The 21,472-nt window shown below is 41.1% G+C and carries 16 protein-coding genes and 1 pseudogene; 10 read left to right on the top strand and 7 right to left on the bottom strand.

Going from position 1 to position 21,472, the window contains the following annotated elements; genetic code table 11:
* The first annotated feature begins 81 nt into the window (after positions 1 to 81).
* From copA to RB151_RS16695, 5 genes and pseudogenes are all read left to right on the top strand, one after another.
* Positions 82 to 3,024, top strand: a complete 2,943-nt coding sequence (gene copA, locus RB151_RS16675; protein ID WP_071548526.1) for a copper-exporting P-type ATPase CopA — start codon at positions 82 to 84, stop codon at positions 3,022 to 3,024.
* Positions 3,025 to 3,175: 151 nt separating this feature from the next.
* Complete coding sequence (locus RB151_RS16680) at positions 3,176 to 3,757, top strand: HdeD family acid-resistance protein (RefSeq protein ID WP_042848118.1); 582 nt, start codon at positions 3,176 to 3,178, stop codon at positions 3,755 to 3,757.
* 170 nt (positions 3,758 to 3,927) lie between these two features.
* Entirely contained in the window at positions 3,928 to 4,725 is a 798-nt protein-coding gene (locus RB151_RS16685; protein WP_048608060.1) for a TraB/GumN family protein, read from the top strand.
* A 29-nt stretch (positions 4,726 to 4,754) separates the two neighbouring features.
* Positions 4,755 to 5,227 (top strand): annotated as a pseudogene (ybaK, locus tag RB151_RS16690) (Cys-tRNA(Pro)/Cys-tRNA(Cys) deacylase YbaK).
* Positions 5,228 to 5,238: 11 nt separating this feature from the next.
* Positions 5,239 to 5,526 carry a hypothetical protein gene (locus tag RB151_RS16695; RefSeq protein ID WP_042848125.1) on the top strand — a complete coding sequence of 96 codons (288 nt, stop codon included), beginning with the start codon at positions 5,239 to 5,241 and terminating at the stop codon, positions 5,524 to 5,526.
* 42 nt (positions 5,527 to 5,568) lie between these two features.
* On the opposite strand, the gene ushA is transcribed toward RB151_RS16695, so the two are convergent.
* The gene (gene ushA / locus RB151_RS16700) at positions 5,569 to 7,239 is read right to left on the bottom strand and encodes a bifunctional UDP-sugar hydrolase/5'-nucleotidase UshA (protein ID WP_042848127.1); all 1,671 of its coding nucleotides are present in this window, start codon (positions 7,237 to 7,239) and stop codon (positions 5,569 to 5,571) included.
* A 256-nt stretch (positions 7,240 to 7,495) separates the two neighbouring features.
* Here ushA and RB151_RS16705 point away from each other — a divergent pair, with 256 nt between their 5' ends.
* The 3 genes from RB151_RS16705 to RB151_RS16715 all read left to right on the top strand — a co-directional run bounded on the left by RB151_RS16705 (position 7,496) and on the right by RB151_RS16715 (position 11,660).
* Positions 7,496 to 8,719, top strand: a complete 1,224-nt coding sequence (locus tag RB151_RS16705; RefSeq protein ID WP_042848128.1) for an MFS transporter — start codon at positions 7,496 to 7,498, stop codon at positions 8,717 to 8,719.
* A gap of 286 nt (positions 8,720 to 9,005) precedes the next feature.
* Positions 9,006 to 10,757, top strand: coding sequence for a YbaL family putative K(+) efflux transporter (ybaL, locus tag RB151_RS16710; RefSeq protein WP_042848129.1), 1,752 nt, complete (start codon positions 9,006 to 9,008; stop codon positions 10,755 to 10,757).
* A 111-nt stretch (positions 10,758 to 10,868) separates the two neighbouring features.
* On the top strand, positions 10,869 to 11,660 hold the full coding sequence (locus RB151_RS16715; RefSeq protein WP_071548527.1) for a hypothetical protein: 792 nt from the start codon (positions 10,869 to 10,871) through the stop codon (positions 11,658 to 11,660).
* A gap of 68 nt (positions 11,661 to 11,728) precedes the next feature.
* Here RB151_RS16715 and RB151_RS16720 read toward each other — a convergent pair whose 3' ends face one another.
* The 4 genes from RB151_RS16720 to RB151_RS16735 form a co-directional block, all read right to left on the bottom strand.
* Positions 11,729 to 12,079, bottom strand: coding sequence for a DUF1937 family protein (locus tag RB151_RS16720; RefSeq protein ID WP_042848131.1), 351 nt, complete (start codon positions 12,077 to 12,079; stop codon positions 11,729 to 11,731).
* Between the two features lie 108 nt (positions 12,080 to 12,187).
* Positions 12,188 to 12,964 carry a DeoR/GlpR family DNA-binding transcription regulator gene (locus tag RB151_RS16725; protein ID WP_042848132.1) on the bottom strand — a complete coding sequence of 259 codons (777 nt, stop codon included), beginning with the start codon at positions 12,962 to 12,964 and terminating at the stop codon, positions 12,188 to 12,190.
* A 35-nt stretch (positions 12,965 to 12,999) separates the two neighbouring features.
* The gene (locus RB151_RS16730; RefSeq protein ID WP_042848135.1) at positions 13,000 to 14,229 is read right to left on the bottom strand and encodes an NAD(P)/FAD-dependent oxidoreductase; all 1,230 of its coding nucleotides are present in this window, start codon (positions 14,227 to 14,229) and stop codon (positions 13,000 to 13,002) included.
* Positions 14,226 to 15,626 (bottom strand): NAD(P)/FAD-dependent oxidoreductase, encoded by a 1,401-nt coding sequence (locus RB151_RS16735; RefSeq protein ID WP_042848137.1) that lies wholly within the window; start codon positions 15,624 to 15,626, stop codon positions 14,226 to 14,228. The genes RB151_RS16730 and RB151_RS16735 overlap by 4 nt, the downstream gene beginning before the upstream one ends.
* A gap of 250 nt (positions 15,627 to 15,876) precedes the next feature.
* On the opposite strand from RB151_RS16735, the gene RB151_RS16740 reads away from it, so the two are divergent.
* Both RB151_RS16740 and eutH read left to right on the top strand, forming a co-directional pair.
* The gene (locus tag RB151_RS16740) at positions 15,877 to 17,316 is read left to right on the top strand and encodes an FGGY family carbohydrate kinase (RefSeq protein ID WP_042848140.1); all 1,440 of its coding nucleotides are present in this window, start codon (positions 15,877 to 15,879) and stop codon (positions 17,314 to 17,316) included.
* 20 nt (positions 17,317 to 17,336) lie between these two features.
* A complete protein-coding gene (gene eutH / locus RB151_RS16745) occupies positions 17,337 to 18,581 on the top strand; it encodes an ethanolamine utilization protein EutH (protein ID WP_042848141.1) in 1,245 nt (414 codons plus the stop codon).
* A gap of 331 nt (positions 18,582 to 18,912) precedes the next feature.
* Here eutH and RB151_RS16750 read toward each other — a convergent pair whose 3' ends face one another.
* Both RB151_RS16750 and wzz(fepE) read right to left on the bottom strand, forming a co-directional pair.
* Complete coding sequence (locus tag RB151_RS16750; RefSeq protein ID WP_048608064.1) at positions 18,913 to 20,226, bottom strand: inosine/guanosine kinase; 1,314 nt, start codon at positions 20,224 to 20,226, stop codon at positions 18,913 to 18,915.
* 105 nt (positions 20,227 to 20,331) lie between these two features.
* The gene (wzz(fepE), locus tag RB151_RS16755; protein WP_225832991.1) at positions 20,332 to 21,453 is read right to left on the bottom strand and encodes an LPS O-antigen length regulator Wzz(fepE); all 1,122 of its coding nucleotides are present in this window, start codon (positions 21,451 to 21,453) and stop codon (positions 20,332 to 20,334) included.
* Positions 21,454 to 21,472 lie beyond the last annotated feature (19 nt).

The raw sequence follows: 21,472 nt of genomic DNA on the forward strand, positions 1-21,472 counted from the left end.
CCTTTGCATATCGACGAATTATAGACCAAATTAAAGATAAAATTATAGACCCATTTACTAAAAGGGTTTGGAGGCTGGAAAATGAGTAATAAAGTTATATTGAAATTACAAGGGCTAAGCTGCATGCATTGCGTCAGTTCAGTCACTAAAGCATTGGAAAGTCGTGATGATGTGGCTAACCTTAAAGTTACCATCGACTATGCTGTTTTTGACAGTGATACCGATGCAACTGATTTTATTCCTACAATCACCGACGCTGGCTATGAAGCTACAGTCGCAACAACCCCTGACGTACAATTACAGCTTTCCGGTCTAAACTGCATGAAATGTGCAGGTAAAACCCAGCAAGCACTTGAATCCGTTGATGGTGTTGCCGTCGCAATTGTTGATACCACGCATGCAAAAGTCTATGGAACCGCTGATCCACAAGCTTTAATTAGCGCGGTTCAGCAAGCCGGTTATCATGCGGAGCTTGCACTACCTAATACAACAACACTAGCTCTTTCTGGCTTAAGTTGCATGAAATGTGCAGCGAAAACGCAACAAGCTTTAGAAGCCGTTGAGGGGGTTGAACGTGCTAAAGTTGATACTAAATCGGCTGTTGTTCACGGTCATGCTTCCGTTGATGCACTAATTAGTGCAATTGAAGGAGCAGGATATCAAGCATCCCTCAGTCAAGAAGGTTCTGAATCCCCAAAAACTGAGCCGCTGACGATAGAAACTGAACAGCCGGAAGCTGATTCAGCGGCAATATGTGATATTCCGGCACAGCAGTCTGATTTAGATGAACAACCTGACATAACACCAACCGATGACAGTGTTCAATTATTATTAGACGGGATGACTTGTGCCAGTTGTGTCAGTAAAGTGCAAAAAGCATTAAATAGCGTCCCAGGTGTTGAGAATGCACGTGTAAATTTAGCTGAACGCAGTGCGTTAGTTACAGGAACCGCAGTCCCTGAAGACCTGATTAACGCCGTCATAAAAGCCGGTTATGGCGCTGAAATTATTCAAGATGAAGCAAAACGCCGCGAACGACAGCAAGAAGTGGCGCAGGGAAATATGCGTCGTTTTCGCTGGCAATCAGCGTTAGCACTCGCTCTTGGTATCCCAGTGATGGTCTGGGGGATGATGGGCGATAATATGGTGCTCACTGAGCAAAACCATACTATTTGGCTAACCATTGGTCTGTTAACCCTTGCCGTCATGGTGTTTGCAGGCGGCCACTTTTACCGTAATGCATGGCAAAGCCTAAAAAATGGCAGTGCCACAATGGATACCCTAGTTGCACTAGGAACAGGTGCAGCTTGGTTTTACTCTATCGTCGTCAATATTTGGCCAGAGTGGTTTCCTGATCAGGCAAGGCACCTTTATTACGAAGCCAGTGCAATGATTATCGGTCTGATTAACCTAGGCCATGCGCTAGAGCAACGTGCTCGTCAGCGTTCATCAAAAGCTCTCGAAAGGCTATTGGATTTAACGCCCCCCACTGCCCGTGTCGTCACAGAGCAAGGCGAAGTGGATATGCCATTAGAGCAGGTGACAAAAGGGATGGTGTTACGCTTAGCGACGGGCGACCGCGTACCTGTCGATGGTGAAATCATTGAAGGAGAAGTCTGGCTAGATGAAGCAATGCTAACTGGTGAGCCAATCCCTCAGCAAAAAAGCAAGGGTGACCAAGTCCATGCAGGTACTGTAGTTCAGGATGGAACTGTGCTATTTCGCGCAGCAGCTGTGGGGAGTCAAACTACCTTAGCTCGTATTATTTATCTTGTTCGCCAAGCACAAAGCAGCAAACCACAAATCGGCCAACTTGCTGACCGTATTTCTGCGGTGTTTGTACCTATCGTCGTGGCTATTGCTTTGATTTCAGGTGCCATCTGGTACTTTGTTGGCCCTGCCCCACAAATTACCTACGCACTGGTCATTACCACCACGGTACTTATTATTGCTTGTCCTTGTGCCTTAGGTTTAGCGACGCCTATGTCCATTATTTCAGGCGTAGGTCGAGCTGCTGAATTTGGTGTCTTAGTGCGTGATGCAGATGCGTTACAACAAGCCAGTGAATTAGATACCATAGTATTCGATAAGACAGGTACATTGACTGAGGGTATGCCACAAGTTACCGATATCCATGTATTTAATGGTTATGAACAAGATACCGCCTTACAACTGGCGGCCTCATTGGAAAATGGTTCTAATCACCCATTAGCACGTGCGGTATTAGCCCGAGCAAAAGGCTTAACATTACCAACCAATGAGCAATTTAGGACTCTCGCAGGCCTTGGTGTCAGCGCCATCATTAATGGGCAAACCATTTTATTAGGCAACCAAAAGCTGTTAACACAAAATAATATCGACACCCGCGATATTGAAGAGACATTGCATCAACAAGCAACTCAAGGTGTAACACCTGTCATGTTAGCGGTGGATGGCAAAGTCGCTGCACTATTATCTATCCGTGACCCATTACGTGAAGACAGCATAAGTGCGCTGGCGCGTTTACATAAACAAGGTTTCCGTTTAGTCATGTTAACTGGCGACAACCCAGTAACCGCCAATGCGATAGCCAAAGAAGCGGGTATTGATGAAGTTATCGCCGGCGTAATGCCTGACGGTAAATCAGCAGCAATCGAAGCCTTACAAGCCAAAGGCCACAAAGTGGCGATGGTCGGTGATGGTATCAATGATGCCCCTGCTCTAGCCCGAGCTGACGTTGGTATTGCGATGGGTGGCGGTAGTGATATCGCGATTGAGACCGCATCCATTACCTTAATGCGCCAAAGCTTACATGGCGTTGCCGATGCAGTGTCTATTTCAAAAGGAACACTGCGTAACATGAAACAAAACCTGTTTGGTGCCTTTGTTTATAACACATTAGGCATTCCAATCGCGGCGGGTATTTTATACCCAATTACGGGGACTTTACTTAACCCTGTCGTTGCAGGTGCAGCAATGGCCTTATCATCCATTACCGTGGTCAGTAACGCCAACCGCTTATTACGCTTTAAACCTGAGAAATAACCCTGTAAGGAGAGGAAATTGATTTCCTCTCCTTTTATCCATTCTCACAGAAAATGCTTTATGCAGTAAAATCTTATTATCTTATATGTTATTAATTGAAAGCGAAGTCTATAATGTTAAATATCCCGTTATTTAATATTTGGAGTACAAAATGCTTAATATTGATAGTGATAAGCTCGCAAAACTCGCTAGTGAAGAGTTTAAAAAACAGCGCACCATTTTGTTAATATTATCTTTTTTACTATTAGCAGGTGGGATTTTTTGTATTATTAACCCAATGATATCTGGTATCGCCGTCAGTACAGTACTAGGTGTTTTGCTTATTATTGGTGGTGTTGGCGCAATTGTGAGCATCTTAAGCACCGTTATTTACACGGGGTGGTCACGCTTATTTGGCTTTATTATTGGGCTAATCTATATCATTGTTGGCTATTCCTTTATCAAAGACCCGCTCCAAAGTCTAATTGCTCTCGCCATTTTTGTAGCCGCTCTTTTTATTATTGGTGGTGTTATTCGGCTATATGTTGGCTTCCAACAAATCAGCTCCGCTAGCGGTTGGTTGCAAATTATTATTGGTCTTTTAGATTTCTTTATCGCCTATTTACTCATCGGAAACGGCCCAATTACGTCAATCACTTTACTGACAACATTGATTGGTATTGAAATGGTATTTAGTTCCTTTAGCTTATTTACGTTGTTAAGCGTGTTTAAAAATATCAATAAGCAAAGTTAATCACTGATAATGCCTCTATTATAGAGGCATTATTTCCTCGGTTTTATCCACCCTTTATTTAATCACTTTTAATGACAAACACACTAAAAATGCGCAATTGACGTTCAACATTCGCAAAATGACCAAAGATTGTTTAACCTAGTTGTCTAACTAAGAATTGGGTAGGGAACATGGGAAAACTTATCGAAAATTTAAAAAATTGGCTCCATATGGAAACTGCGCCAGTCTATCCTTATCCCGCCATTGATGTTCGACTATCAAAGCACCTCAAACTGCACATAGTGGGCAGTATTCATATGGGAACAGAAAATATGTTTCCCTTATCTAGCGTACTATTAGACAAACTTAACCAAGCAGATGCATTGATTGTTGAAGCGGATATTACTGATACCCACTCACCTTTTTCTGACGGTAATACTGAGCTACCTCCAGTCCAACAGCGGTTAACTGATAAAGAGTTCAGTCTTTTCTTACAGTCTTGCCAAGAAATACACCAATCACCTGAACGCTTTGACGCACTACCTTCATGGCAAATCGCATTGATCTTACAAGCAACACAAGCCCAAGAACTGGGTTTGCGCGGTCATTATGGCATAGACTATCAATTACTCCGCAGTGCCCAATCGCAGAATAAACCTATTATCGAGCTTGAGGGAACCCATTCCCAAGTTGAATTGTTGCTTTCCTTGCCTAATAATGGGCTTACGTTATTACAAGACTCACTGGTTCACTGGCGAGAAAACGCACGTTTACTGCAAACCATGATAGGTTGGTGGCTAGATTACCAACCCAATAATCGAACGATTCTCCCAAATACCTTTAGCGAAGGGACATATCAAGTATTAATGAATCAACGTAATGCAGATTGGGGAAAGAAGCTCAAAGCGCTCCCTGATGGAAATTATGTTGTCGCCGTGGGCGCATTGCATTTATTTGGTGAAAATAGTCTTGTTGAATATTTGCGTTAGTAAGTCATAACTCAATAAAAGGCAAAAGAATGACTCCAGCCGTTAAATTACTCGAAAAACAAAAAATTCAATTTACACTGCATCCCTATGAACATGACCCCAATGAAAGTAACTTTGGTGATGAAGCAGTGCGTAAGCTCGGGTTAGATGCCAAACAGGTATTTAAAACACTCTTAGTCGCCTTAAATGGTGACCAAAAAACATTAGCCGTTGCTGTCACCCCTGTTTCAGGTCAATTAGATTTAAAGTTAGTCGCCAAAGTATTTAAAGTAAAAAAAGTTGAAATGGCCGACCCTCAGATAGCCCAAAAAACAACGGGGTATTTGCTTGGGGGATTAGCCCATTAGGCCAAAAGAAGCGTCTGCCCACCGTTATCGATGACCAAGCACAACAATATGCGACGATGTTTATTTCTGGGGGAAAACGTGGATTAGATATTGAACTCGCCCCCACAGACCTCGCTAACGTACTGAATGCCACCTTTGCTGAAATTCGCAAGTAGCTGCTGATTTAATGTTTCCCGTTACTATTGAATGGGTATTAACTAAAAATGGTGGTAGAAAACAACTACCGCCAATCGGGCTCTATTATGCAGTCGCTCACTTCGATATCCCTAACAGTAAAAATTGGAGTGTAGTATTTCAACTTGAAATCCACTTAATAAATAGCCATCAGTTGTGGTTAACACAAGGAAAAGTTCGTTTCCTTGTTGACCATGCACCTAATGACTATTTTAAGCACTTATCTACTTTCAAGATCTTTGAAGGACCACGTTTAGTGGCAAATGTATTTTTGCGATAAAAAAGCCCCATATAAATGGAGCTTTTCTACTGGTTTTATGAATTATTTATTGTTGTAAATAATTTCACCTTTAGGTTCATAGTCCGCGGCCTTCAGAGGGGAATGTTTTTCAATATACCCCTTGAGGACTTCTGCATCGACAAAACCTGTATTGACGTAGTTTGGATGGTTGTCGATCTTCGGATAACCATCTCCACCGATAGCATTGAAGTTTAATGTTGCCATGCGATAAGTTTTGCTAGGGTCAACAGGCTGACCATCAATTTTAACATCACTGATAGTGCCATCTTTATTCAGTGTTAAATTCACATTATAAAACTGACCATACGCACCCGCATCAGGCTTCATATTTGCCACAGCTGTCAAATAAGGGATCACTTCATCCCCTTTAAAATCAACATACACTAGCTCATTAGCAAACGGTTGAACTTTAAGGACATCTTTGTAGGTAATATCACCACTTTCAATAGAATCACGAACACCACCACCGCTCATGATGGCGAAATCGGCCCCTGCTCGCTCTTTTTGTGCAGCTAACAGAAGATGCCCCATATTGGTTTGAACAAAACGAACTTTACTGCGGTCACCTTCAAGTTTACCTTCAACTGACCCCACCTTCACACTAAGTTGCTTATCACCTTTTTCTTGGTAAGGCGTCAGAAGCTTGGTCATTTCAGGGTTGTGAGCTATTTCTTGCGTATAATAAACGCGCTCACTCGTGCCGTCTTCTTTCGTGATTTTTTTCTTTAAGTTAATTGGAATTAACTGGTAATGTTTCAGGGTAAACTTACCATTTTTAAATTCAAAATCAGCACGTCCGACATATTTACCCCATTCGTGTGCTTGAACAATCCAAGTCCCATTTTGGTTATCTGGCGCACAAGGCGTGCCTGGCACATAATCAGCTTGCTTGTAGTTTTTATTTTCTTGAGACATACAAACAGGGTCTTGTGAATGCCCCCCAACAATCATATCTAAATAACCCGCGGGTAAACTACGAGCCATTTCTACATCACCCGGCGCATTTGAACCATGATTGCCATCATCATAGTGCCCCATGTGGGTTGCGGCGATGATGATGTCTGGTTTTTCTGTTTCTCGTAACTCTTCGACGACTTTTTTCGCTTCATCAGCAGGTACGCGAAACTCAACGTCAGGGAAGTTTGCTGGGTTACCGATACGAACTGTATCATCGGTTGTTAGCCCCATCACGGCGATTTTTACGCCTTGCTTATCGAAAACTTGGTAAGGCTTAAATAAACGCTTACCTGTGCTTGCCTGATAAATATTGGCAGATAAGAAAGGAAACGTTGCCCATTTTTCTTGCTGGCGCAGAGTTTCCAAAGGATTATCAAATTCATGGTTACCCAATGCCATTGCATCGTAACCTACAAGGTTCATACCTTTGAAGTCAGGCTCTGCATCTTGCAGATCTGATTCAGGAACACCTGTGTTTATATCACCACCAGATAGCAATAAAACGCTACCACCCTGCTTTGCTACTTCATCGCGAATTTCATCAACCACTGTTTTCTGAGCTGCTAGCCCGTATTCGCCATGGTCATTATGCCAAAAGTGCCCATGATGGTCATTGGTATGCAAAATAGTGATATTATAGGTTTTATCTTTTTCCCACGCATTTGCCATAGTGGCGGGTATTAACGCTAATGATACCGTCAATGCACATGCGGATGCCTTAAATGTAAACCTCATACATTTCTCCCTGCTGGTATAGGAATTTTAATTGACTAATATTAGATTATAGCTTGTCACGACCCTCAGTTTTATAGCACAAAAATATGAACAGGATTTGATACCTATTGCAGAATAAGAAATTCGTTTCATAAAAATGAGATCGCCATCAAATAAATCACTGGTGTTATTTTTTCATGTGACTTATTTATTCATTTAAATAAATTGTATTTCAGCTATATTGATAACAATTATGTAACACAGAAAGTTGATAATTATGAGTGAGCAAACCACAACCCCAAATAACACGAATCCATCAAAACCACTGAATAAAACTGGGAAAACTGTTTTTAGTATTCTAACTGCTATCAGTGTTTCTCATTTACTCAATGATATGATCCAATCGTTGATATTAGCGATTTACCCTTTGTTGCAAGCTGATTTCTCATTGAGTTTTGCCCAAATAGGGATGATCACCTTGACCTATCAGATTACGGCTTCATTATTGCAGCCTATCATTGGGTACTATACCGATAAGCACCCACAGCCGTATTCATTGCCGATTGGAATGACCTTTACCCTAACGGGGCTTATTTTGCTCGCAATGGCTGAAACTTTCCCTACCATTTTGCTCGCTGCCGCTTTAGTCGGAACCGGCTCTTCGGTCTTTCACCCTGAGTCTTCGCGTGTTGCTCGTATGGCATCAGGGGGGCGTCATGGCCTCGCTCAGTCCTTTTTCCAAGTTGGCGGCAATTTAGGCGCTTCTTTAGGACCATTACTCGCGGCTTTAATTATAGAGCCTTATGGGAAAGGGAATATTGGCTGGTTTTCATTAGCGGCATTACTCGCCATCGTCATTTTATTACAAGTCAGTAATTGGTATAAGCAACAGCACCGTGCTGCAAGTAAAAAGCCCGCTTCTACCGCTGATATTAACGTGTTACCACGTAAAGCGATTATTGGTTCACTAGCAGTATTGTTAGTGTTGATTTTTTCCAAATATTTCTATTTGGCCAGTATTAGCAGCTATTACACTTTTTATCTGATCGATAAGTTTGGTGTTTCTGTGCAAAACGCCCAGATCCACTTATTTGTTTTCTTATTCGCAGTTGCAGCAGGCACCATGATTGGCGGCCCTATTGGTGACAAAATAGGGCGTAAATACGTTATTTGGTTCTCAATCCTCGGAGTTGCACCTTTTACCTTAATTTTACCTTATGCCTCACTGTATTGGACTGGTATCCTTACCGTGATTATCGGGATGATTTTAGCCTCCGCTTTTTCTGCTATTTTGGTCTATGCGCAAGAACTAATCCCCGGTAAAACAGGCATGGTGTCAGGGTTATTCTTTGGTCTCGCTTTTGGAATGGGAGGCGTCGGTGCTGCCGTCTTAGGGCATATCGCTGACTTAACCAGTATAGAACAAGTTTATCATTATTGTGCTTTCCTACCATTACTTGGCATTTTTACAGTATTGCTGCCGAATATCGGTCACAAATAGATTTATTTTGTTATATTTCCCACACTTACCTAAAAATAAGTGTGGGTCTTTCTCACCACATTAGAGATAAATTCCAGATAAAAATCCCATAATCTTATCGTTTGTAACGATTTAGCACCCTTAAAGCGTCTTTTTTTTAAAAACATTTCATTTTTTTAAGGAAATTTTTCTCAAAAAAAGTTAAAATATAAAAACATCGCATTTGCATTTTAAAATGAAGGCCTCATTTTAAAAGTCAACGGCATGTACCCACCTATTATTATTTATACTAATCAGAGGAGACTAAATGGAGCATTCAACGCCCTTAATCACAACCATTGTTGGTGGTCTCGCCCTTGCATATGTGTTAGGTATGATCGCACAGCGATTAAAAATCTCCCCTTTAGTTGGTTACCTTGCAGCAGGTGTTCTCGCAGGCCCATTTACGCCAGGGTTTGTTGCGGATGCGGCTCTTGCACCCGAGTTAGCTGAAATCGGTGTTATTTTACTGATGTTTGGGGTTGGCCTACATTTTTCACTGAAAGATTTACTCGCCGTTAAATCCATCGCCATTCCTGGGGCAATTGCACAAATCGCAGTAGCCACCTTACTTGGTCTTGGGTTGTCCCTATTGTTCGGCTGGGGGATCTTTACGGGTATTGTTTTTGGTCTTTGTCTTTCGACCGCCAGTACTGTGGTATTACTTCGTGCATTAGAAGAACGGCAACTGATTGAAAGTCAACGTGGGCAAATTGCGATTGGCTGGCTGATTGTGGAAGACTTAGCCATGGTATTAACCTTGGTCCTACTCCCCGCAGCCGCTGCCATCATGAATACCGATGACGCAAGCTTTAGTGAATTAGCATTAGGCCTAGCTTGGACTATCGGGAAAGTTGTTCTATTCATCTTCATTATGATAGTGATTGGCAGAAAGGTCATTCCATGGATTTTATCGCGCACCGCTTCTACGGGGTCTCGTGAACTATTTACCCTTGCAGTACTTGCGCTAGCATTAGGTATTGCCTACGCAGCAGTCGCGATTTTCGACGCTTCATTCGCTCTTGGTGCTTTCTTTGCTGGGATGGTATTAAACGAATCAGAATTGAGCCACCGCGCAGCACAGGATACCTTACCATTACGTGATGCATTTGCTGTTCTGTTCTTTGTCTCCGTCGGGATGCTATTTGACCCAGTCGTACTTATTGAACAACCTTTAGGCATTCTTGGTGTACTCGCCATTATTATCATTGGTAAATCTGCGGCGGCATTAGCACTAGTCAGGATGTTTGGCCATTCACGGCGAACCGCCTTAACCATATCAGTTAGCCTTGCACAAATCGGTGAGTTTGCATTTATCTTAGCAGGTATGGGCTTAACACTCGGTGTCATGGATAAAGACGCGCAGAACCTTGTGTTAGCAGGGGCAATTGTCTCTATTATGCTTAACCCTGTGTTATTTACTTTATTAGATAAATACCTCGAAAGTACCGAAACCATTGAAGAACAACTTCTGGAAGAAACGCTGGAAGAAGAAACTCAAGTGCCTGTCGATATTTGTGGCCATGCCATCATTGTCGGTTATGGGCGTGTAGGCGGTATGCTAGCAGACAAGCTACGTAGAAAAGAAATCCCTGTTGTTGTCGTTGAAGATACTCGAGCAAGGTTTGAAGAGCTGGCCGAAAATGGCTTTAGTGCGATTTTAGGTAATGGCGCGAATAAAGACATTATTAGCCTTGCCCGCATCGAATGTGCCAAAACGTTACTGCTAACCATTCCTAATGGTTATGAAGCAGGTGAAATTGTGGCAACAGCTAAAGAAATGAACCCTAACATTACTGTGATTGTTCGTGCTCACTATGATGACGAAGTCAGCTTTATCAAAGAACGCGGTGCTGACCATATCATTATTGGTGAACATGAAATTGCCAAATCAATGGCGACACTCATGTGCCACGATGTAGAGGAATTTGGCTGTTCTGTCGATGATTTTATTGATGGTGACAACGATAAAAAAGGTGAAGGCAAGAATTTAGCGGAATACCTAAAACCTAGCCACTAGAGCCTTATTCCCCCTTTAAAGCCGTAACTCGAGTTACGGCTTTTTTACACAAACTTTTTGATTACACCTTCTATATTATTTCCTACTCGTTAAAATTCAGGAAAATAATAAATGAAAAAAAACCACCTGCTTTGCTTATTGTCATTATTTATTTCATCGGCTTATGCAGTAGATGACTGTCGTGATGAGTTACGAAACACACATCGTGAAAACTTGCATTTAATGACTCAAAAGATAGTCTATGGCCCTATTAAATCAATAAAGTCAGTAAGCTATGCATCAACTCCCACAGGCTCGCCTCTAGATACAAAAACGCTACAAATGCAGTTTTCAACTTGTGGTGCTTTAGAAAGCTATCAAAGTGAGTCAAAATGGTTTTTAGACAAAGAACTAAACTCATCACTAAAGAGAACCATCCAAAAAAATCCAACCTATGAAATGGTAAATATTATTTCATTCGGCCAGCCAATACAGAGTATCGAAGGTAAGTTCACCTTTGAGCAAGACCCATCCGGGAAAATATCCACAATCAAAACCCATGACCAAGCAGGTAATGACTATACAGTCAGTACCACGTACAAAAATGGCAAAATAGATTCCACAAAGGGCTTTACTGAAGGAGTCGAGGTATTTTACCAATATTCCTATGATGACCAAGGAAAACTGGTCTCAATGGTCGGTAATTCAGGGAAAGATATCCGCCAGTTTAGTTATGACACTCACGGTTTTTTTAAACAAGAAATACGTAAAATCAAACTCAATAATGAGGAAGTCTCCACCACTATTGAGTGTTTAGAAACTGATAAATTTGGTAACTGCCTAACAGAAAAGTTAACGAATTCACGTAGCAATCTACCTGATACTTTAATTGAAACGTTCAAATATCAGTACGAATATTATTAAATAATTGACATAAATAAAAAGTCCATAACAACAATAGGTTATGGACCGATTTATTTTATGGCTGGAAATTATTTTTCCATTTGTGCCTTAAACTCGTCGCCAGTCCAAACAGGCAAGCCTTTATCTTTAAAAAATTGAATTTCTGCCGCAACACCACCACTCTTTTCCCAGCCGGGTAACGTCAATACAATTAACCCATCACAACGTTTCAAGAATTCCATATCGATGGAAGACCAAGCCACTTTTTGTCCTTGTGTTGCAAGAAATTGATTTATTGGATGAGTCATTGTGATCTGGCTATAAGTTGCAATCCCTTGAAGGGCGAGTTCAGCGGCAAATTTTGTACACTCCTGAAAGCGCATTTCCACAACATTGCTATCAGGGTCTGAGTAAGGGCAAGCAATAAAATAAAGGCTCATAATAATTCCTAGTGTTGGCAATAACGTATTTTGGATAAAGTAACCCTATAAAAAATAATTCATTATTTTCCATAGGGAGAACTAAAATTTAATTTTTAAAACTACAGCTTATTCAAGCTCTGCAATAATAATCTTTGTTTTTGGTCGTTTTTTATTTTCAGGTAATTTAAAGTCTTTGCTGGTTGTCACTAAATAATCAATATTATCCCAACCTGTAACAAAATTAATGGCATGCTTATTGGCTTTTGTGCCGTCCGCTAATACCATTAATTTGTCACTATTTTCCATCATTTTTTGCGCAATAGCAGCCTCATCAACGTGTTGATCCATAACCCCATGTAATGAATGAATAGCCCCTGCACCTATAACCGCATAATCAGCAAAAAATTCAGCAATATTCTTTAGCGCAATAGCCCCTAAGCAGGCATTTTGCGCTGCATTAAATTGCCCACCAATTAAAATAGTTTCAATTGTTGGGTTTTCCTGCAATATATTCGCTAATAGCGGTGAGTTAGTAATTATTGTTAGGTTATCAATTAGCTTTACTCGCTGGCTAAATTCAAATGTTGTTGTACCAAAATCGATAAACAACGTATCACCCGGTTTAATAAATTCAGCCGCTTTCGCTGCAATCGCTTTTTTTTCATCAACCGCGGCTTGAGCCCTTTCAGTAAAATTACGTTCAAACTTTGACTGAATATTAACTGCGCCACCATGAATTTTCTTAAGTAATTTTTGAGTTTCGAGCTTACTCAGATCTCGACGGATAGTTTCTTGCGCGACATTAAAATGCTTTGCGAGCTCTTGTACATACACCTGACCCTGAGTAGAAAGTAACTCAATGATGGTTTGATGACGTACTTTTGAGGAACGCCCCTCACACATAGTTTAACCCTTCTTGACCATTTACATTTCTAGCACTATACAACAGCGATACTAATTTCAGTAGCATCTCGTTGTATTTTTGTTAAATCGATATTTTTCAGCAAAATACGCCTAGTTGGCAAACCTCGATGGTGCTTTTCATATAATAATGTACTGCCAGCCATAACCTTAATAGTGCCATTCACCGCGTGCTCGACTTTAATATTAAAATTAATTTTATTTATTGAATTATCATTAATATCAATGCAAGCAGGCACACTAAAGCAAATTTTATCATCCAGATGCACTGGGAGCCGTTGAGTCTCTTTTAGTTGCTGTTGGTGATGATTCGCCAGTAGGTCATCTGCAATCTGTTCACCTACCCAAAGCCCCTCTTGGTAACATTGATCACCCATATCTGCAGGGTGTAACATATTACCAGCAGCATAGTAACTCGTATCAGAGCAACGACCCCGTTGGTCCGTTACAGGTTTGCCTGTCGCCGCATCATAATCAAGGTGGCTTTTGCGAATTAATGTATTTTCCCCAACAAATTGCCCAGTAAAAATGACCGAATCACACATAATTTTGTGAGTTTTACCGGCACTTTCAACTACCACATACTCTACACGCTCTAATCCACCAATTTCAGTAATTTGGCTATTAAGAAACACTGGCGTTCCCATTGCTTTGGCAAATAATGTGGCTGGCTTAAAGGCCAAAATGCGATCACCACTTTCAATCATAGCCTGCGCTTTAACGCCTGCATTTTTTAGTGTCCATAAAGCAGAAAAGCTTACCAGTTCGCTCCCCACAATAACTGGGTTACGACACGGTTTTTTACCATTAAGATACACAAATTGCTGTAATGCACCCGCAGTGATAATACCTTGGGGACGCAACCCTGATACCAAGCGTGGATGCCTTGGTGTCTCCCGCACTCCTGTTGCAATTAAAACACGTTTTGCTTGCGCCTCTACAAGCCCATCAGGAGTAGAAATGGTTAAATGCCCATTAGGGTGAAGCTGAGTCACCGTACTACGGGTAAAGATAGGCGTGTCTCCCAGTTGAGCTACAATCTTTTTAGCGAACTGGTTCCCTTTCATTGGGCGCTTAAAGGCAAGTACCCCAAACGTTGGGTGCTGACAATGACGCGGGACCCCGCCAGCATCAGCTTCACGTTCAATGATAGCAACACGTTGAATACCGCGACGGCGCAACGAATACGCAGCAGCAACCCCAGCAGGCCCTGAGCCTATGATAACCACATCATAATTCAAACTCATTTTACTGCCTCCACTGCTAATGTATGGTCAAACCGGCCATTGATTATTTCTGCTACCTGACTGCTACAATAAAACCCATTACAACGCCCCATCATCACGCGCGTTCTACGTCGCAATGCCCCTAAGCATTCAGGCGGAATATCGGAGTCAAACGCAGCTTCAATTTCTCGCTGCGTAACAAGCTCACAGTGACATACGATGCCACCATTACTTTTACACTGATAATCCCGTTGGTGATATTCGGATATCATTGGCATTGTTGGCCAAATTAGCGTTTCTGGAGGAGAAAGCTCAAATAATGGCGTAAAGTGTTGTTGGTATAGTTTTGCCAAGTAGTTAGCAACACCTAAAGCAGAGGTTAACCCCGTTGAGCGGATCCCGCCTGCGCATATCCAGTGTTTTTCAGGATAATCATTTATACGATAATGTTTTTCTTCTGTTGCAGGGCGCAGTCCCGCATAAGTTGCCGTTACACTATAATTATGTAATGAAGGTAACATCTGAGAGCCTTGGGCGATTAACCCCTCTAGCACTTCTTGTTTCACTTCCGCTTTCCAACGGTCATCCTGTTCTTCTGCTGTTGGGCCTAATAATAAGTTACCAAAAATAGTTTTTGATAATAGTACGCCTTTAGTTATTGCGGTTGGCACTGGTAAAATGATCGCATTAATATCGGCAGCGGCGGCTTTGTCATAAACCAAAAACTGCCCTTTGCGTGGTTTTATTTGGAATGGTGATGGGTGGCAGATCGACTCCACAATATCACCGTTAATACCAGCACAATTAATTACCAAACGGGCAGAAAACTCACCTTTTGATGTGGTTAAATCCCACACCCCATTGTTTAGCGAACCGTTTTTTACTTCACAATGAAAACGATATTCAGCACCATGTTTCACTGCTTGAGTTAAATAAGACAGTGGCGTACTCCAAGGGTCGATAACCGCTTCACCGGGGACATGAACCGCAGCCAGCGCGCCCTGAGCCAAATGTGGTTCTCGGCGATATAACTCCTCTTTATCGATGATTGCCACATCTAATACATTGTTAGTGTGTGCTTGCTCAACAATCGCAGGGAGTTTACTCAATTGCTCTTCATTCCATGCAACAACTAATGCTCCGGTTTCGAGTAACGGTAAATTCATTTTTTCTCTGATTTCAATGAATTCACGATACCCATCTTGCATACATTCAAGTTCCAGACTCCCTGGTGTGGCGTCAAAACCCGTATGTAATAGTGCACTATTTGCCTTACTTGCTCCCGAAAGAATGTCTCCACCACGCTCTAACAGCAGTGTTTTGGCACCCATTAGTGTAAATTTACGTGTCACAGCACAGCCAATGACACCACCGCCGATGACAATGACATCCCAAATTTTTTTATTATTAATATCCATGGCTGAGATCCTTAATTTCTAACTTGCACACATAAAACCACATAATTCCCACAACCACAACAAATAAAACAACACAAACCACAACATTAACAAAAATATTATTCACATTGTTACAATATTGTGAGTTTTATCACATTAGTGAAACTTATTGTGAGTTTTTTGTGGATTTTATTTCCGATTAAACGATAGTAAGCAAAAAAACAGACTAATTTACAACATTTACAACATTTACAACACTGGGAATATTGCGATGCTCAATCAACGTTATGCGGCTATCGATCAGGGAACAACGGGAACCCGGGTCGTTGTCTTTGAAGAAGGCGGCCATTATCACTCCCCAATGAGCATTCCTCATAAACAAATCACGTTGAACAGTGGTTGGGTAGAACATGACCCTGAGGAAATCTTGGCAAATATTATTAAATGCTTAAATAGCTGCGAGGTTGTTGATGCGATTGGTCTTTGTCATCAAGGTGAAAGCATTGTCGCATGGGATGCTCAAAGTAAGCGCCCTTTATACAATGCGATCGTTTGGCAAGATTTACGCACTGAAAAAACCATTTCACGACTGAAAGAAGCAGGCTTGGAACCACTAGTGCAATCTAAATCAGGTTTGCCACTAGACCCTTATTTTTCCGCCAGCAAAATGGGATGGATTATTGAGAATGTGGTGGGAGCGAAAACGCTAGCGGATAAAAACCAGCTACGGATAGGCACAATGGATGCTTTTTTCCTCGACCGTTTATGTGGTGTATTTGTCACTGACTATAATTCCGCATCACGAACCTCACTACTCAATATTCACACTTTAGAGTGGGATCAACAACTATGTGACATTTTTGGTGTGCCTATTCATTGTTTGCCACCTATTAAAGACAATATTGGTGATTTTGGTGCCATCAACCTCGATGGGCATTTAACCCCTGTCACGGCAATCATTGTTGACCAGTTTGCCGGCACATACGGTCATGGCTGCCGTGAAAAAGGGGATGCAAAAATTACTTTCGGTACAGGCGCTTTTTTACAAGCACTGACAGGGGCTGATATTCCTAAAACTCACGAAAGTGGATTATTACCAACCTTGTGCTGGAAATTTCCGGGTACACCTGCCGTTTTCGGATTAGATGGAGGGGTATATAACGCAGCATCAGCCATTAATTGGGCGCGTAAAATTGGCCTTTTCGACTCATTCGATGAACTCACCGATTTTAGAACTGAACCAGCAATTAAACGCGGCCTTGCATTCGTACCTGCATTATCTGGCTTAGGCTGCCCTTACTGGGATCGGAGTGCCGCGGGGTTATGGGCGGGGCTTTCTCTAGATACCGATAAAAAAGATATGATGCAGTCCGTTCTTGAAGGAATAGCAGCTCGTTCAGCGGAAGTTATTTTTGCAATGGAGCAAGTTTCACCTTTAGGTCAGTCAATTTCAGTCGATGGAGGGTTATCTTCAAATCAATACTTTAAGCAGTTTTTAGCCAATTTATTACAAAAAAATATTGAAGCACCAGCAAACCGTGAAGTAACAGCATTAGGCGCAGCCTTATTGGCTCGTAAAGGCCTAGGTATCACTCACGAAATGGCAGTTAGACGCAATGCAACCATAACACGCCCAGATGGAACCAACATGCAAGGCGTGATGGAACAGTATCGCGACATCATTGCCCGTTCTCGCCAATTAAGACACTAAAATAATAAAAGGACCCTACCATGGCTGAATTCGGAAATTACATTATCTATTTAATCATGTGCGGTGCGATTATAGGCGCAGTCGCATCTATTGTTAGACCAACAAGTGACCTCGGAAAAGAGTTTGTTAATGGTATATTCTCTATTGGTCCCGTTTTCCTTGCACAAGCAGGGATTATGGCAGCCGTACCGTTACTATCACAGTTAATATCCTATGTGCTTGGCCCTGTTTTTTCATCTGTAGGGTCAGATGTTTCAATTGCTGCATTGTCAATTATTGCAGTCGATATGGGTGGCTATCAATTAGCTGATGCACTCACAACAAACCGCGATATGTGGATCACGGCCATGTTGATCGGCTATACCTCTGGTGCCACCATTGTTTATTTGATCCCTGTTGGTTTAACCATGTTAAATCGTAAAGATCATAAATATCTAGCACTGGGTGCGATGGCAGGTCTGATCTCGATCCCCTTTGGCGTACTGGCATCCCTGTTGTTAATTACATTCAATAATATTCCAGTTAGAGACATTATTTCGACTAACTCACCCGCAGCGCATCAATTAACCTTAGACTTCTTCACGATGTTGCAATACTTGATGCCACTGTTTGTATTCTGTTTCTTACTCGCTGCTGGGTTAAAATATCGCCCAATGCTAATGGTTACCGGTTTTTTAATTTTCGGTAAGATTATGGATGCATTTGTGAAATTAGTCTTAGCATTCTCTATTGTTGAGCATTTTACTGGCGTATTTAGTAAAGTCTTCGGTGCATGGGGCTTTGACCCACTGTTTGCAGATCAAAATGAGCTATTCCGTGCAATCGAAATTGCAGGTTATATTGGTATCATGCTGGCAGGGACATTCCCAATTTGTTACCTGTTCCAACGTTACTGTAAACCATTAGTTCGCGCATTAAGTAACCGTTTAAAATTGAGTGATACCGGTTCGTTAGGTTTTATTATGGTAATGGCAAACATCATTGCAACTTATCACTTATTCAAAGATATGCGTGCAAGAGATAAAGTATTATGTGTTGCATTCGGTGTTTGTGCACAGGCTACCATTGGTGATCACTTAGCCTTTACCGCAAATTTCCAACCCACACTTGTTCTCCCCATTTTACTTGGTAAATTGGTCGGTGGGGCCTTAGCCGTATTTATTGCAATCAAAATATCAGTCCCTCAAGCTATGCGCTATGAAGAGGAAGATGCAAAAGAATCTGAAAAGGTGGAGGTAGAGCACCAACTTGCTACCACTAAATAAAAATAATTCACATTAGTTATGTTTATATAATTATTATTAGAGATTAGCTGCATTTGAAATATCTATACCCATAAAGTAGGATGCAGCTTTTATTTATTCGTCGCTTTTAAATGCCAAAATTCATCCATTAACTACATTTAGTTAATGCCCCATGATTTATTTCTTGTCATCATTATTCACAATTTATCTCATAATTTGTTACTAATTAATTAATATATTAATCAATTAATATATAGATGTTATATATTGATATAAAAAACCCCAATATTTATATTGGGGTCAATTAACTTAACATACTTCAATAATATAAATATTGAATATCATTTTTAACTTAGCGATCCCAGTAGGATTCTTCCAAACTATCTTCTTTTTCAGGTAACCCGCGAGTTAACCGTGGTGAATGCTGTGTTAACACTTGATAACTAACACGATTAGCATACTTACACACTTGAGCTAAAGATGAATATGTTAAGTATTGGCGTTCATGTTTACTGGAGTTTGGGACGTTTGAACGATGATAAGAATTTGCTGTGATATCATGGAGTAATGCAGATAATGCGCCGTCTCCTGCACCATTCGTATTCATTATTTTTTCCGGCCCCCCCATATAAGGTTCAATATGAGAAAAAATCCGTAATGGTACTTGGCAATCTTGCTGGCGCATTGCACGACTAAACTCATACAAATTAAACTCTGCAATCGCCCCTGGTAACAATGGGTGCTGTGTTGTACGTTTATAGCTTTCTTCTGTGTACCCAGCCATATACAACCCTGACGGCCCAGCGGTACAAAGCACTAAATCAACCCAATCTAAAGCCATATTCGAGGCTAATAGAGGATCACTTAAACCGGTTAGTTCTTGTGCTTCATCTTCGTTCATCGCGACTACTGAAATATGTTCGGCGAGAAAATCACGCCAAAACTGTGGGTCCTGAGCAATAACGAATTTAGTCCCCAAAGTTAATACCACTGGCACATTATGTTTTTTCGCATATGTAATGGCTTGCATCGTCGCTTCAGGCATGGTCTCACCTGGCTTACAACGTACTAAATAGGCCGTTAATACTAATGCAGAAGCCCCTGCAATAATATCTTCAGGGATACTACTAGGCTGTAAGCGGTTCATATGGCCAGGGCTAATAGCAAACGTCCGCTCACCATTTTCAGTAATTAGCGTGAAACAACGCCCAATAGGGCCATCAACACCTTGCAAGAAATTTAAATCCATACGGCTAGAGGTATGACATAAATAACGATAAGCATAACTGCCAATTTGGATATTGTTACACATTGTGCCTAACAGGACAGAGCGATCATCCGCTAAGACAGAATAATTATGCAATGTATTACCAATCGTACCACCCGCAAATTCATGTGTAATCAATGCGTTATCTGTTAATTCTTTATATAACGCCTCAGCAATAGCATCTTCTATAACCAGTGAGTGCCCTTTGCTTAATTGATAGCGTTGAATAAACTCATCATCCACTTTTGCTTCGATGTCGACCAAAGTTTGGTCGATACCAACAATATAGGATTTACAGTTTTCTTCATCAGCCAACGTTTCTTTTAGGGGCTGTAAAAGCGGATCTCTGAGACTAACAGGGAAGTAATGTTTTGACTTACGCTGACCGGGGAATTTCATAATTAGGAGATTAAAAATGGAACATCTCCCTATTCTAACACGATAAAGCTAAGCCAGCACCTCAAAAGAAAGAGCTGGCTTGATTACTATCACCTAGCTGAATAATTACACATTTTGCTGTTTATAATCACGATATAACTGGCGACTCAATACAAATGAACAGCTCAATATAAAGCCGAGAACTGCGCTCAATGCCACAATAAGCGATGATTTAGGTGAATCTTTTTGTAGTGGGAAATCCGGTGTCAAAATAAACATCACGGGTGCAAAGTCTAACTCCTTGCTCGTTAACGCATTAAGTTCATCAATATAAATTTGACGGTTCTGCAAGGTTTCGCTCATTAAAGCTAAATCACGGTTTTGTGTCTCAATGAGTAATTTCTTTTCTAAGGCTTCTGTACCAAGCGCAATTGGGTAGTCAGGGTCATCGTTGATCGTTACAGAATCACTCGCAATCGGTTTTTCTATCCCAGCAGCCTTCGCGATGTCAACAGCTCGCTTTAAGCGTTCAACTTTAACATCATATTCCGTTTGGATTTTACTGACTTCGCGTTTCAGTGATTCGCTAGCAAAGATCAACCGCTGAGAAACAGTGTTATCTATCTCAACTTTAATTTGCTGCCTCACTTTTGATGCACTATAGCGAATATACCCCTCAAGTAAGTCTTGTGCTTCGATAGGTAAAGACGCCGTAAACTTTAAAACAATGTCATTGGAGGTACTGTTTTTTTCTTTCGATTGGTCTTGAATTTGGATATCGTTGGTAATGATTTGATTCACTAACCGTTGTTGACTAGCAACATCATCTTTCGGTTCGATATTTTGCGCTAACTGCTGAAAATACCGTGTACTTTTTACATATTCGCTCTGGTTAACTTTTGAACGAAACTGATCAACAAACACGCTAAAAATGCGCTGAGCACTTAAATCAATAGGGATTTCTAGTGCGTCTAATTGCGCTTTTAATTTGTTTACTTCTTGGATGTTTTCAGATGTAGGAGGAATAACAATTGCCGTACTACTCCATTTTTGGGGTAAAAAGCTGACAATCCCCGCGCTCAACACAATACAGAAAGCAGTAAAAATAATAATTAAGAGCTTATGCTTTAATAAAATCGAAAATAATGCCATGAGGTCAATTTCATCATTCTGCTGTAAATGAAACTGAGGAGCAGTATTTGATTTCTGCTCTATATTATTGCCTCGTGGCGGTTGCTCATTGCTCATATTAATTCCAAAAGACATA

This window comes from Providencia rettgeri (assembly GCF_001874625.1).
Taxonomy (GTDB): Bacteria; Pseudomonadota; Gammaproteobacteria; order Enterobacterales; family Enterobacteriaceae; genus Providencia; species Providencia huashanensis.